The organism is Brevibacillus sp. 7WMA2 (assembly GCF_010748895.1).
Taxonomy (GTDB): Bacteria; Bacillota; Bacilli; order Brevibacillales; family Brevibacillaceae; genus Brevibacillus_B; species Brevibacillus_B halotolerans.
Genome location: NZ_CP048799.1, coordinates 5,207,315 through 5,220,855 on the forward strand (window position 1 = coordinate 5,207,315; position 13,541 = coordinate 5,220,855).

The following is a 13,541-nucleotide window of genomic DNA, read 5'->3' on the forward strand; positions in this document are numbered from 1 at the left end:
GATGCACCTACGTAGTTTGAAAAAAACCAAAAAGGATGTATCTCTGCATGATCCGATTGGAATGGATAAAGAAGGAAATGAATTGACACTTAGATGTTATCCATCTGAGTGTCAATTTTTTATTGAGGTAATTTAGGATACAGGGTTATCTCAAACTGGTCATTTCGTTGATGCTTTTCCTTTCGATAGATCACTTTATCGAGGACTGATTTTATCAGATGATTCTTTTTAGCAGGGTCATCTGTTTTTTCATATAAATCTATTACTGTTTCAACCCTAGGAATCATGTCATGCTGCGCTTTTTCTTTTTGTAGTTCTAGACGCAATTCTTCTTGTGTTTGGATAATAGCTGCTTTTGTAGCGTCCATGCGTGATGTTATGCGGTGTGATCTGTCTACATATGTTTTTTCGTCATAAATTCCGCGTTCCAAAAGGTCATGTAATTTAGACCTTTGATTTTCTAATTCCTTTCTTTCACGTATGAGACTTTTTACAGCAAATTCCTTCAGTTTGATAGAGCTGGTACTTGATTCAGGCTCTTTATATGCATCCCAATTGGCTTTATATTGATTTAACCATTTCTTCAAATTTTTTATGATGGCGTTTTCTACATAATCAAAGCGGCTACTTTTATTTTTGCAACGCTGGTTATAGCATTTCAAATGTGGCGCATTATTACCATACGGGCGGTAAACCATAGATGATCCGCATAGATCACATTTGATAACACCAGCGAATGGGTTCGTAATGCCATTTACCAATTGATAAGGAACATGGTATTTCTTCTGTAAGATTTCTTGCGCTTTATAAAATAACGCTTCCGAAACTAAAGGTGCATGCTTCCCCTTTGCATCAATCCACTTTTCAGGAGGTCGAAGTTTTTTTTCGCTCTTTTTTGTTACATCCGTGGATTTCTTGTAGCTTGTTTTTTTCCACTGTACACGCCCGATGTAGACAGCGTTTTTTAATATGACTAGGACAGATGGGGCCGTCCATGTTTTTTCTGTATAAGTTCTATACCCAAGCTTGTTTAATTGATTAGCGATATGACTTGTTCCAAGTCGTTTTTGGTAGTCATCATGTGCATACCATTCGAAGATCATTTTCACAACAGGTGCTTGTTCGGGATGGGGAATGAGGTATCGTTCTTTTCCCTTCTTTTCAATTAAATATCCATATGGTGGGCGAGTGCCTATGTAATTGCCATCTTCAATGGAACGAATGCGTCCGCCCTGTAGCCGACGATTAATGATTTTTAGCTCTTTTCGAGCCATAAATGCTTCGAATTCGCTGTATTCTTCGTCCCACTCATCCTCTAGGTCATAGATTTTTCGGGGGGTAATGATTTTGGTTTTAGATTGGCGGAATGTTTCAAGAATCAGGCCTTGCTCCTGCATATTACCTCGTCCTAGACGATCCATATCCATCACCAGTACAGCATCATATTCATGTGCTTGAACTTCTTTTAAAAGCTCTTGCATTTCTGGGCGGTAGAGGAGACTTTCGCCAGAGACGATTTCCTCACGAGTTCTGACGATATTTAGTTGTAATTGCTTTGCCACCTTCAGCAAGGCTTTTTTATGTTTTGCAAGGGTTTCCCCTTCACCACGAGATTCTGCTTCGAGGTCTGCTCGGGATTTGCGTAAATAAATAGCGATGCGTTTCATACGATACCTCCCAAAAAGCAAGATCATGCTTATGATAAATGAAATCCATTGTCTTAAGCAAAATGAGTAGAAATAATTTGTAAAAAATCCTATATTGATGTGTTCGAATGAAGCAACAAAATCAGGATTGTCCCATTGCCATCACCTCATATAGATAAAAGTGAGGAGGGATCATTACATGAAGTACGATATGTCCATTCAAGATGGCCAAACCATTGTGAATATCGTAGCTCCTCCCCCTATGACAGAGGAGGAAAAGCAAAAGGTTCTCCGTGATTATCACAACGCTGGCTGGGCCATTATTAAATCCCTTTATGCCAAAGATGCCTCGGTATGATCGCCCAATCTGGGCGTGATGTACAAGCTTATAAAAATTTTCTTCCTTTACACACACATTATTGATTAATCCGTCAGATGTAGAACTGATCGTAAAAGGTGGATATTTCCTATTGTTATTTCATATCGTCCTTTCTCTTTTATATAACCTAAAATATGTTTCTTAAGCTGGAGGTATGTTTGGAGATTGCCAAGCGTACAGCTTCGTTTCACTCGCTAAAATAAAAGACCTCTCTAATGAGAGGTCTCAGCGTGTAGACAAAATACCGAAAGGTATGGAGGTCTGCACGCTTTTTTGTTGAATGTATGAATATAGCAGAAAGGAGTGAGTTACTTGTTAAAAAGACAAGATGCAGAAGGCCGTTACCAACTGTCCTTTGTTTCGTTAGATGAACTTGTCCCTTCTGATCATTTAGTTCGTAAAATTGAGAAAGCAATTGATTTTACTTTTATATATGATCTTGTAAAAGACAAATATTCGGAAGATAATGGGAGACCAAGTATCGACCCTGTTGTGCTAATAAAGATCGTATTTATTCAATATTTATTTGGTATAAAATCTATGCGTCAGACAATTAAAGAACTGGAAACGAATGTAGCTTATCGGTGGTTTATCGGTTATGACTTCACTCAACCAGTACCTCATTTCTCTACCTTCGGTAAAAATTATGCTCGCCGTTTTCAAGATACAGATCTCTTTGAAACCATTTTTGCACATATTCTTGGAGAAGCTCTTAAGCATCGATTTGTTAATTCTTCTGTTATGTTTATTGATTCTACTCACGTAAAGGCTAATGCGAATAAGAAGAAATACAGAAAGACCATAGTTGAACAAGAACCTAAAAAATATCTATCTTATTTAGAAGAAGAATTAAATCAGGATAGGATCGATCACGGAAAGAAACCCTTGCCAAAAAAGTCTGAGTCTATACAAAAGGAAGTGAAGTTGAGCACTACTGATCCTGATAGTGGTTGGTTTATTAAGGATGAAAAAGAAAGATTATTTGCATACTCCTTCCATGCCGCAAGCGATAAGAACGGATTTATATTGAGTGCAAAAGTAACAGCTGCTAACGTTCACGACAGTCAAATGTTTCAGGATGTATTAAATCAAGCTATTCATCAAGTAGGAAAACCCTATGCAGTAGCAGTAGATGCAGGCTATAAAACCCCTTATATTGCTAAAACCCTCATTACTTCTGGTATACGTCCTGCAATGCCATATACACGACCACGTACAAAGGAGGGATTCTTTAAGAAATACGAATATGCTTATGATGAATATTATGATTGCTATGTTTGCCCTGCAAATGAAGTATTGTCTTATGAGACAACAACCCGTGAGGGGTATCGAATATACAGATCGAATCCATCAATTTGCAAAGATTGTGCCTTTCGGAACCAATGTACAAATAGCAAGGATACAGTGAAAAAAATCAGTCGTCATATATGGGCAGAATATATAGAAGAAGCTGATCATCTTAGACATACACTCAAAAATAAGGAAATCTATTCAAAAAGAAAAGAAACGATTGAGCGAGTATTTGCAGATTTGAAGGAAAAGCATGGCTTGAGATGGACCACTTTACGAGGGATTAAAAAAGTGACCATGCAGGTGATGCTTGTTTTTGCTTCTATGAATTTAAAAAAGCTCGCTACGTGGCTTTGGAATCCTGAAAAGGAGAAGCGTAAGCTTCTTCAACTACTAACCTTTTACCAGCAAAAAATAAAACAAACTCCCCTTATAGCAGTAGCTTAAGAAGAGTTTGTCCACAGCCTGAGACCTCTCTAATGAGAGGTCTGAGGATCATTAAAATATTAATTCACAACCTTGGGGGTATCCACACATAGGTTTAGCTGCTGCATATGAACTAGTAGAAATAGAGAACACTAAAAATGCAGCAAATGCAATAGTCACAAACTTTTTCATTATGTCACCACCTTTTTTGTAATATTCAGACACTAATATAACACAGATTGAAATATTTGGATACAAATAATAAAATTTTTTCATCAGGAACAAATATGTGTTGCTAACGAGGAAAGATTGAAAAAGAAATAAGAATGAAAAATAAGCACCCAAGGTGGATGCTTATTACTTTTTCTATCAAAGGGTACATACTTCTTAGATAGACGAATACCTAATACATGATAAATAGGCTATTCGAGATTACATAGATTTATATACCCATCAGCAAGGGAGTGAGCTCATGACTTACTCCCTTGCTGGTTGCTGTTAGGAGATTTTGTCTTGCTAATAATACATCGTACCAGAAAATTTTAGGTCGGATTTTTTTCTAACATACAAAAATGACAAGACAACAGTATGGTATTAATCGGCTACTCTTTCAATCGTAGGTGCAATTGCGATTGGAGGAATTGACAAAGTCCACGCTTTAGCAAATACATTCAACTTTTCACCCAGAACATAATGGTCACCAGCAGATACAGGGACTCTTAAAATTTTGTTTTGAGAAGCTAATTCCCACCAATTATCTTGATAAGAAAGTGCTTCTTCTTTTGTAGAAGTATTGGCTACAACCATGTATATGTCATCAATCGAAATAACGTAGCCAGTGAACGGTAGCTGTTCCTCTTGCTCAACAGCAGAAATAGAGGAATGCTGTAAAGAGGATTGATTTGAATCCGCAAAAGCAGGTGTTACCCCCATTGTGAATCCAAAGCCTACTGCAAGAGTGGTTACTACCGTTACTAATTTGTTTTTTGAAATTTTCATAATCAAATATCCTCCTTAAATTTTATCCGTACATAGTAGGGGTTCTATTCCTGTGTCGCAAAACCTTTATGTATTCAAATATTTAACAAATTAGTCAAATTTATGGATGATAAGGGATATCAGGAAAATTCTAAATTAGATTGCCATGTATAAATAGAAAATCATTCAAAATTATTGAGCATTCGGAAATGGATGCTGATGTATAAGGTAAGAAAATTATTTGTTTTTGGGTTAGGATAGTACACAATGTAAGGTAAGCAACAGGAGGTTTTCTTCAAGTATTCAATTTAAGAAACTCCTGTTTGTTGTTTGTTGGATTATTCCTTTAGACACCCCTTATTGTGGTATAAAAATACATTCAGTACATTTGGTTTAAGCTTTATGGATAATTCTATTAACTCTTTATTCTTTTTACTAATAGCTCCATCTGCACAAACCTTGTTATCCGTCAATCAATCTCTGTAAAATAAGCCTATCTCATTGAAAATTGTCCTCTTTAGCATCCTTTATAAGGAAGGCCGGTTCTACTATGTGATGTAGTAAAACCGGCGATTTTTGCTCGTATGGAGCCTGATAGTAAAGCTGTGTGAAGATATCTTCAATATAAGTAAAAGCTTACATACGTTGTATAGAATAGAGCGTGAACTTACTTTAGGATGAATAAATCAGATTTTCATTAAACCTGAGTGGTATATAGACCTTACATTTTTATGGAGAATGAAAAAGGGATAAAACAGCCGCTCAGGATTGAGTGGCTGTTTGAAAACGCTCATGACTATAATAAAGCTCCCGTAAAGGTGATCCCCCCGATTACCGTTGCCGAACCGCCACCAACAATATGGGCGGTAATCGAGTACGTAACATTACCGGTTCCAGGGGTTAAATCAACATGACTTATACTTGTGGTACCCAACGAATTTGCTCCTGTTCTTTGATCATCAGTGCTATAGATGACTGTTGTACCACGCATTATTCGAAATTGGATGATTGGATTACTAGCTCCGTTTTGCCAACCTATTGCTCCATTTAGCCAGATGCGATTTAATGCGGAACTTCCTGTGATAGTGATTGTTTTTAATGTGGTTGGAGTGCTACTTAATGCAATGGATGAGCTACCACTAGTATTGGGATTATTCTCTGAAACTTGGAAATTTGAAAAGCTTCCAGTAGCCCCAGTCGGTCCAGTAGAGCCAGTTGGTCCAGTAGCCCCAGTTGGTCCAGTAGCCCCAGTTGGTCCAGTTGGTCCAGTAGAGCCAGTTGGTCCAGTAGCCCCAGTTGGTCCAGTAGCCCCAGTTGGTCCAGTTGGTCCAGTTGGTCCAGTAGAGCCAGTTGGTCCAGTAGCCCCAGTCGGTCCAGTAGAGCCAGTTAGCCCAGTAAAGCCGGTAGGTCCGGTAGGCCCGGTATCGCCAGTCGGCCCGGTATCGCCAGTCGGCCCGGTATCACCAGTCGGCCCGGTATCGCCAGTCGGTCCGATGTCGCCAGTCGGTCCAGTGTCACCAGTCGGTCCAATATCGCCAGTCGGCCCAGTGTCGCCAGTCGGTCCAATATCGCCAGTCGGCCCAATATCGCCGGTCGGCCCAGTGTCGCCAGTCGGTCCGGTGTCACCAGTCGGTCCAATATCGCCAGTCGGTCCGATGTCGCCAGTCGGTCCAGTGTCACCAGTCGGTCCGGTATCACCAGTCGGTCCAATATCGCCAGTCGGCCCAGTGTCGCCAGTCGGTCCAATATCGCCGGTAGGCCCGGTATCGCCAGTTGGTCCAGTATCACCAGTCGGCCCGATATCACCAGTCGGCCCGGTATCGCCAGTCGGCCCGGTATCACCAGTCGGCCCGGTATCACCAGTCGGTCCGATGTCGCCAGTCGGCCCGGTATCGCCAGTCGGCCCAGTGTCACCGGTCGGCCCGGTATCGCCAGTCGGCCCGGTATCGCCAGTCGGCCCGGTATCACCAGTTGGTCCGGTATCGCCAGTCGGCCCGGTATCGCCAGTCGGTCCAGTGTCACCAGTCGGTCCAGTGTCACCAGTCGGTCCGGTAGCCCCAGTAGCTCCAGTAATCCCTCCACTAGTCTGTAACAATTCGATGTCATCAAGAATCACGTCTGCTGTAGATAGTGCAGGAACCTTACTAATAATAAGTAATGCTTCAATAGCTGTAGCTGGTACAACAGCTGTTGTTTCGTATATTGTAGTCCATATATTAGCTGTATTATCCGGAAGGTGGCCTACGGGAATTGTCAGATTAAGTCCAATGCCAACAGGAATGTTTGCTGCATCTAAATAAATAAGTACAATATTTACCTGCGGGCTTATTAAATTTCCTGATTTTGCAATAGATAAAAACAATTCAAAACTATCTCCAGGTGTTACAGGTACTGTTTGAAACAATAAGCTATTAGCTGTACCTCCAAATAATAATGCACTAAAAAAACCACTGTGACTCTGTAAATCTGTAATCGCCGCATTTGTAAAACTCCATGGCAACAGAGTTCCTGATTCAAAATTACCATTTTCAACTATGTTACTAAAGGGCAAATAAATCACCACTTCCATAATAAGGTTTATTGGTACTGAAGCATTATATGTTGACTCTCCTATTTAAGAAAGGGCTAGTACCACTAGATAAAAATACAAATTTGAAAACGTGTACAGCTACCCGAAAATAAAAATCGAATGAATAAGGGAATTCGATAAAAATAAACATGTCACGCGATGCTCTGCTTATTACAAAGAGGGACTGATCATATAGATAACCTCAAGGGGTGAATGAAATTACCCTGATAGATGTTCTGGGCACAGAAACAGATGAGGTAGTAGATGCGGTCCAGCTAAAGCTGGAAAGCAATAAGATTTATCAGCATATTCATATTTTAGATGAACGTGAGAAAGAGGTCATCATCGGTCGTTTTGGCCTAGATCAAGACAAGGAAAAAACACAGCGGGAAATAGCGCGTGAATTGGGGATTTCTCGCTCATATGTATCTCGTATTGAAAAAAGAGCATTGATGAAGCTGTTTCACGAGTTTTATCGAACGAAACAGACGCAGGGCGGGAGATGATTTGATCGTGGGGGAGTACAAGAGAAACGTCAATCGAACACTCCCCCAAAAATTTCATCATTGATCCGTACCTTTGTTATTTACATGCTTAGAACTAATACATAGAAAAGTTCAAGTATTGAAACTTTTTTTATTGATGGTTTACTTAACGTATAAGGAAAAGAATATAAGGGATGTGGCATATGATTACGAATCTTCATGTAAGCGACGAAGAAATAGCTAAAAAAATTCTTAACGTACAAATTCCTGCATATAAAATAGAGGCAGAGATCATTCATTTTTACGGAATTCCTCAGTTAAAAGACACAGTTGAAACTATTCGTACATGCAATGAAAATTTTTTAGGCTATCTGTTAGAGGAAGAATTAGCAGGGGTTATTTCTTATACAGTGGATCAAAATCATTTGGAAATCTGTCGATTAGTGGTTCATCCCAACCATTTTCGAAAAGGCATAGCCAGAAGCTTGGTGGGTTATGTAATAGAGAATGTGGCCAAAGGAAAGAAAACAACGGTTAGTACTGGTGCAAAGAATATTCCGGCGAAAAAGCTCTATTCGATGTTTGGATTTATAGAAGTGCAAGACATTGAAGTTGCACCTAATGTTTTTATTACATTATTAGAAAAATAGACAAATAAGTATGGTTCATGATGAACGAATGAAATCTCGTTCGAGAGGAATCCAAAAATATTACATGTATGCTAGTCTTGGTCAGTCTGGAAATCTTGTAATTGTGATGTGTAGATAAAGGTGTTAAAGGCCATTAAATTTACATTAGGATGATCAGAGGAAAAGTGGTATAATTTGATTATTCAGTCATTTATTCAATGATAAGGAAGTGTTCAGAATGCCTATTCAAACATTCAAAGCAACTTCACATTTGCAAGATGGAATGGTCGTTAAAGCCCGCTCCAGAAATTTTGAGTTGACGATTGATGAACCAAAAAGCTTAGGTGGGACTGATACTGGAATGAATCCTGTAGAAGTGGTGCTTTCCGCATTAGGTGCCTGCCAATCTATCGTTGCTAGAGTATATGCCAAAAAATTTGACATTCATCTTGATGATTTTTGGGTAGAGGTAGAAGGTGATCTCGATACAGATGGTTTCATGAATAAATCTGATGTTCGTCGTGGATATTCTGAGATCAGATACACCTTTCATGTCAAAACAGATGCTCCAAAAGAACGAGTAGAATCATTTGTAGAATTTTTAGAGCGAACTTGTCCAGTTGGAGACACAATTGCTAATCCGGTGGACCTAAAATTAAACGGAATTATTATTGAAGCCTGATCTATAAAATACGTAAATGATACTAGCGGTTGTAAAGGCACCTCTTACAGGTGCTTTTTCATTTTTATAAATATAACGATAAGATGATAGCTATACAGGAATCGACTCAGTTAAATTACTAGTCTCCTGATAGTAAGAAGATCTTCCATGTAACAAAAGAAATTACAATTAGGTTTACTTTTGGTAGTAGATTAAAATAAAATAAGATATAACTTCTTTCAATTAAATACTTCGATGAGGAGTGTGGTTACTAATGAATGTCTACACCGAACCTCCTAAAAGATGCCCAGTTTGTAAGAACCAAAAGCTTCACAAAACCGAAAGCCGCATTCAGGTATTCGACGATCTTGTAGACGGAGAGCCAAGAAAAATAGAGGTAAAACGCCAAAGATACAGATGTCCGAATTGTCTGACTAAGTTGTGGGACAAGGTTCACGGAGCATGTTCATATCGAAGGAAAACGTACACATTTATGGAAAGAGAGCAAAATATCCGCAAAGAAAAAAACATTCGATAACAGAATCGTATGTTGAGAAAGAAGAGATTCTGAACGACTCAATGGTTTTATGATCACTCTCTACGTATATAGACAGGTGTTCCGATTGGCACTAGTTTGGCAAGGGTCTCTACGTCACGATTATACATACGAATACAGCCGTGTGATACATATTTTCCGATGGAGGCTGGATTGTTGGTACCGTGGATTCCGTAGTGAGGTTTGCTCAGACCCATCCAATATGTACCAAACGCACTTAAGGGACCGCCTGGGTAAGAATATGGATAAGGGACTTTGCTAATAATGGTAAAATTCCCGTACGGTGTTGATGTAGCGATTTTACCTAAAGCTACTGGGTATGATCGAACGAGCTTGTTTCCATTGAATAAATATAATTTTCGCTTAGATATGGAAACATGGATGTGATAAGACAAAAGACATCACCCCCTTCCTTTAGCGTTATACATTTTATGCTTAAAAAGTGAAAGGGTAACAAATCCTTGTGTATGATTCTAAGGATAGCTTGAACAAAGAAAAGATCGAAAAACTCCCTACCAGGATTGATTTAGATTCGGAATATGAACGAGAAATAGGGTAAGCTTATGGGAGCTTACCCTATTTCAGACCTTATTTATGAGGAATGACTAGTTTTTTTCGATGTATCTAGCTGTGTTACATAAGCATCTTTACCTGCACCTAGACCCACGAGTAGCTGTAGGAAAATAACCACAATAATCCCAAGCAGAGAAGGATTCCAATCATTCGTGATATCGTGTAAAAATCCAAACAAAATAGGACCACAAGCTGCTAGTGTATACCCTATTGACTGGGCCATACCAGATAACTCTGCTGATACCATAACGTTGGGAGCGCGCAGGGCAAACATAGTGAGAGCCAGACTGATACTTCCACCCTGCCCTAATCCAATAAACATAATCCATAGAAACAACAAAGCGCTATTACCTAAAAGAAGCCCAGTAAAGCCAATCATGCCAAGCAGCGAAACGAAAGCGGCTAGTCCACTCTGATTCCTACTGCGACTAGCTATCATTGGAACAATAAAACTAACTGGTAAACTGATAAATTGCATGAGAGACAAAATCCATCCTGCTGATTCGGCACTATAGCCACGCTCGATTAAGATAGCCGGTAACCATGAAATACTTACGTAAAAAGCTAATGACTGCAAGCCCATAAAGAGTGTGACCTGCCAAGCAAGAGGACAACGCCAAATGCTTTTTCCAGACACCTTATTTATTGATGATTTTTGCGGAATATGTAGAGAGTGAAGCTGAGGAATCCATATCAATGTAGCCACAATGCTCAGAAAGACCACACTGAATAGCGAGCCCCTCCACCCAACCTGTAATCCGTGTGCAATCGGTACACTAAGTCCAGATGCTAGTGCGGCGAAGATCCCCATTGATAGAGAATAAGCGCCCGTCATAATTCCAATGTTATGGGCAAAATCACGTTTGATCAGGCTGGGTAACAAGACGTTTCCGACTGCGATTGCTGACCCAATCAAAGCGGTACCAACAAATAGAAAAACAGTTGAAGGAAAATAGCGTAAGAGAATACCTAGGCTAAGTACAAGTAGCCCAATAAATAAAGTTTTTTCCATACCAAATTGACGGGCTAGTTTTGGGGTAATAGGAGATAGGATTGCAAAAGCAATTAAAGGCAGGGTAGTTAACATTCCAGCAGTAGTACCAGATAGACCTGTTGTATGAAGAATATCACCAATCAGAGGTCCAACTGCTGTTATGGCAGCACGGAGATTGGCGGCAATTAAAATAATTCCGAGAACGGTAAGGATTGTCCGGATTTTGGACTGATGTGCATGGATACGATTCGACTTATATGGCTGCGTATTCATTTAATCCTGTCTCCTTCCCAAGCATATAGGATCTGCTGTGGTCTAGTTATAGATGAGCAGGCGATTGCCTCCATGGTGTCTGCATCTGGGATGATAATATAATGTAGATGGTACCATATAATGGATATTGACTCAAAGAGAAAGGTTCATACATGTCTAAGCGTTTTTTTAGTGCTTCAAAAAAATATAAAAAAATTTTATTTCACTCTTGCTAAATAAATTTACATCAGTTATAATAGATTTTGTTGAGAGGTTGTTACCAACATTTACTACACGGAGGGATACCGAAGTGGTCATAACGGGGCGGTCTTGAAAACCGTTAGGCGGCAACGTCACGGGGGTTCGAATCCCTCTCCCTCCGCCATACTTTATAGAAAAGCCGATGAAGATAATTCATCGGTTTTTTTGTGTTTTATAAGATAGGCGTCTAAGATAACAATATAGGTGATGACGACCGTTCCTACTAGAATTACTAGAGCGCTTAGATTTGAAGAAAGGAGATAAAAAACTACTTACGATATCAGAAATGCCTCCTAAAACAAATACTCGCCCTTCTACATAGCATGATGAGCATAAAGACAAGAAAAAGGCATAGCTAAAGTTTTTGATCAGTACTCTTTACCTTAGTATATGTTTCCTGACACAGATCAAGAATGTAGCGTCTGATTGGATCTGCTATCATCTGAAGGCGAAATAGAAAAATTGAGGATAATACCAGCTTTGTATATAGCAAAACGCTCCCTTTCTAAATAAAAGGGAGCGTTTCATTGGACATATGCTGCTGATAACATGTTGTGGATCACCTGCCATATCTATTGCAAAGAAGATAGCTTCTTATACTGCTCGAACGTGGTAAAAGGAGAACATAATTTTGGTCGCTAGGGCTTTTGATTTTTCAATAGCCAATACCTTTGCTTTGCGAGCGGCGTCCAACATGCTGTTCGCTTCTACACGTTCTTCCCATCTGTTCGTTTTTGTTTCGAACAAAAATGTGTACGTCCTCATCACTCTTTCAACTCCTATTTATATTCTTACTTGTTTATACGATGCAGAAACAAATAAGTTTCAAAAAGTTTGGTAATACAAGAGGCTTTCTACTTCCTATTATGATCCAAAATAAGGAAAAAGATAGGAGGTAATTGTTAATTATTTTTGAACATTTAGAAAAAATATCATGATTGGTAAAAGGGAGATAGCTAGTGTGATACTAAAAACAGCACGAACTATTCTATTCCAAAAAAAGAAAAAAGATACCATTTACGCCCTGTTTTTTTTAAAAAGGCAAAAAAGACAATCGAACCTCACCATCTGCCGTTTCGCTTCATGTACATTGAAATAAGATAAGGTAGGAGGTGAAATCAATGAGTCACAAACTTATTGTTGACCCGCGGGTCTTTCCTCCGACTTCGCAACCGTCTTATAAAAGTTATAGTGATTGGGCGATAGAATGGTGGCAATGGGCTTTTTCCATTCCAAAGGCTATTCATCCATTATTGGACCTAACTGGCGACTACTCAGAAGTGTATCAAATGAAACAACACGAAAGACCCGTTTGGTTTTTGGCTGGAAGTTACAGTGGACGCCCAGCGAATCGTACATGTACGATTCCACATACAAAGCCGATCTTTTTCCCCGTATGTAGTGCAGTCAGTAATGACCTTCTTTTACCGAAAATAACAGGAATGCCCCTAGATTTATCCGGTGGTGCAAAATATCTAGCAGACCATATTGTAGAAGCAAACGTTATTTTGGATGGATATCCAATAAAAACAGAAGTGTATCGTGTTTCTTCTCCAATTTTCCCCATTCAGCTACCTTATGATAATCTTCTTGACATAGAGGTTCCTGTTGGTACATGTAAAAAGGCGAATGCAGCTACCGATGGCTTTTGGCTCATGCTAAAACCATTAAGCATTGGAGTTCATCAATTACAGATACGTGGTAAAATGAAGCTTCCTGATACGCCAGACCCATATGTGACAGAGGTAACATACGAATTGCTAGTTCAATAGGGAGAATAACAAACAGTAAAAATGGGTGAGAAAGTGACCCATTTTTGTCTTACATAAATGAACAATCAAA

The 13,541-nt window shown here is 39.3% G+C and carries 11 protein-coding genes, 1 tRNA gene and 1 pseudogene; 7 read left to right on the forward strand and 6 right to left on the reverse strand.

The window, feature by feature from the left end:
- Positions 1-119: 119 nt before the first annotated feature.
- The gene (locus GOP56_RS22485; RefSeq protein WP_163246686.1) at positions 120-1,667 is read right to left on the reverse strand and encodes a recombinase family protein; all 1,548 of its coding nucleotides are present in this window, start codon (positions 1,665-1,667) and stop codon (positions 120-122) included.
- 178 nt (positions 1,668-1,845) lie between these two features.
- On the opposite strand from GOP56_RS22485, the gene GOP56_RS23535 reads away from it, so the two are divergent.
- Positions 1,846-2,004 carry a hypothetical protein gene (locus GOP56_RS23535; protein WP_003338294.1) on the forward strand — a complete coding sequence of 53 codons (159 nt, stop codon included), beginning with the start codon at positions 1,846-1,848 and terminating at the stop codon, positions 2,002-2,004.
- A 333-nt stretch (positions 2,005-2,337) separates the two neighbouring features.
- A complete protein-coding gene (locus GOP56_RS22490) occupies positions 2,338-3,762 on the forward strand; it encodes an IS1182 family transposase (protein ID WP_163245454.1) in 1,425 nt (474 codons plus the stop codon).
- A gap of 573 nt (positions 3,763-4,335) precedes the next feature.
- Here GOP56_RS22490 and GOP56_RS22495 read toward each other — a convergent pair.
- Together GOP56_RS22495 and GOP56_RS22500 are read right to left on the reverse strand one after the other, a co-directional pair.
- A complete protein-coding gene (locus tag GOP56_RS22495; RefSeq protein WP_163246687.1) occupies positions 4,336-4,740 on the reverse strand; it encodes a DUF3221 domain-containing protein in 405 nt (134 codons plus the stop codon).
- A gap of 775 nt (positions 4,741-5,515) precedes the next feature.
- Positions 5,516-7,270, reverse strand: a complete 1,755-nt coding sequence (locus GOP56_RS22500; RefSeq protein ID WP_163246688.1) for an NTTRR-F1 domain — start codon at positions 7,268-7,270, stop codon at positions 5,516-5,518.
- Between the two features lie 230 nt (positions 7,271-7,500).
- Between GOP56_RS22500 and GOP56_RS22505 the strand changes: the two are divergent.
- The 3 genes and pseudogenes from GOP56_RS22505 to GOP56_RS22515 form a co-directional block, all read left to right on the forward strand.
- Positions 7,501-7,794 (forward strand): annotated as a pseudogene (locus GOP56_RS22505) (sigma-70 family RNA polymerase sigma factor); the annotation flags it as partial.
- Positions 7,795-7,976: 182 nt separating this feature from the next.
- Complete coding sequence (locus GOP56_RS22510; protein WP_096886986.1) at positions 7,977-8,423, forward strand: GNAT family N-acetyltransferase; 447 nt, start codon at positions 7,977-7,979, stop codon at positions 8,421-8,423.
- Between the two features lie 217 nt (positions 8,424-8,640).
- The gene (locus tag GOP56_RS22515; RefSeq protein WP_163246689.1) at positions 8,641-9,084 is read left to right on the forward strand and encodes an OsmC family protein; all 444 of its coding nucleotides are present in this window, start codon (positions 8,641-8,643) and stop codon (positions 9,082-9,084) included.
- Positions 9,085-9,654: 570 nt separating this feature from the next.
- On the opposite strand, the gene GOP56_RS22520 is transcribed toward GOP56_RS22515, so the two are convergent.
- Both GOP56_RS22520 and GOP56_RS22525 read right to left on the reverse strand, forming a co-directional pair.
- The gene (locus tag GOP56_RS22520; RefSeq protein ID WP_003338287.1) at positions 9,655-10,014 is read right to left on the reverse strand and encodes a L,D-transpeptidase; all 360 of its coding nucleotides are present in this window, start codon (positions 10,012-10,014) and stop codon (positions 9,655-9,657) included.
- Positions 10,015-10,211: 197 nt separating this feature from the next.
- Positions 10,212-11,459, reverse strand: coding sequence for a CynX/NimT family MFS transporter (locus tag GOP56_RS22525; protein ID WP_163246690.1), 1,248 nt, complete (start codon positions 11,457-11,459; stop codon positions 10,212-10,214).
- A 275-nt stretch (positions 11,460-11,734) separates the two neighbouring features.
- Between GOP56_RS22525 and GOP56_RS22530 the strand changes: the two genes are divergently transcribed.
- A tRNA-Ser gene (locus GOP56_RS22530) sits at positions 11,735-11,823 on the forward strand.
- Between the two features lie 470 nt (positions 11,824-12,293).
- Here GOP56_RS22530 and GOP56_RS23540 read toward each other — a convergent pair.
- Complete coding sequence (locus GOP56_RS23540; protein ID WP_003343153.1) at positions 12,294-12,464, reverse strand: hypothetical protein; 171 nt, start codon at positions 12,462-12,464, stop codon at positions 12,294-12,296.
- A gap of 356 nt (positions 12,465-12,820) precedes the next feature.
- Between GOP56_RS23540 and GOP56_RS22535 the strand changes: the two genes are divergently transcribed.
- Positions 12,821-13,471, forward strand: coding sequence for a hypothetical protein (locus tag GOP56_RS22535; protein WP_163246691.1), 651 nt, complete (start codon positions 12,821-12,823; stop codon positions 13,469-13,471).
- Positions 13,472-13,541 lie beyond the last annotated feature (70 nt).

Excerpts from the sequence above, each read along its gene's own strand:
- GOP56_RS22535 (WP_163246691.1), top strand. The coding sequence starts at position 12,821 with ATGAGTCACAAACTTATTGTTGACCCGCGGGTCTTTCCTCCGACTTCG.
- GOP56_RS23540 (WP_003343153.1), bottom strand. The coding sequence starts at position 12,464 with ATGAGGACGTACACATTTTTGTTCGAAACAAAAACGAACAGATGGGAA.
- GOP56_RS22510 (WP_096886986.1), top strand. The coding sequence starts at position 7,977 with ATGATTACGAATCTTCATGTAAGCGACGAAGAAATAGCTAAAAAAATT.
- GOP56_RS22495 (WP_163246687.1), bottom strand. The coding sequence starts at position 4,740 with ATGAAAATTTCAAAAAACAAATTAGTAACGGTAGTAACCACTCTTGCA.
- GOP56_RS22485 (WP_163246686.1), bottom strand. The coding sequence starts at position 1,667 with ATGAAACGCATCGCTATTTATTTACGCAAATCCCGAGCAGACCTCGAA.
- GOP56_RS23535 (WP_003338294.1), top strand. The coding sequence starts at position 1,846 with ATGAAGTACGATATGTCCATTCAAGATGGCCAAACCATTGTGAATATC.
- GOP56_RS22515 (WP_163246689.1), top strand. The coding sequence starts at position 8,641 with ATGCCTATTCAAACATTCAAAGCAACTTCACATTTGCAAGATGGAATG.
- GOP56_RS22525 (WP_163246690.1), bottom strand. The coding sequence starts at position 11,459 with ATGAATACGCAGCCATATAAGTCGAATCGTATCCATGCACATCAGTCC.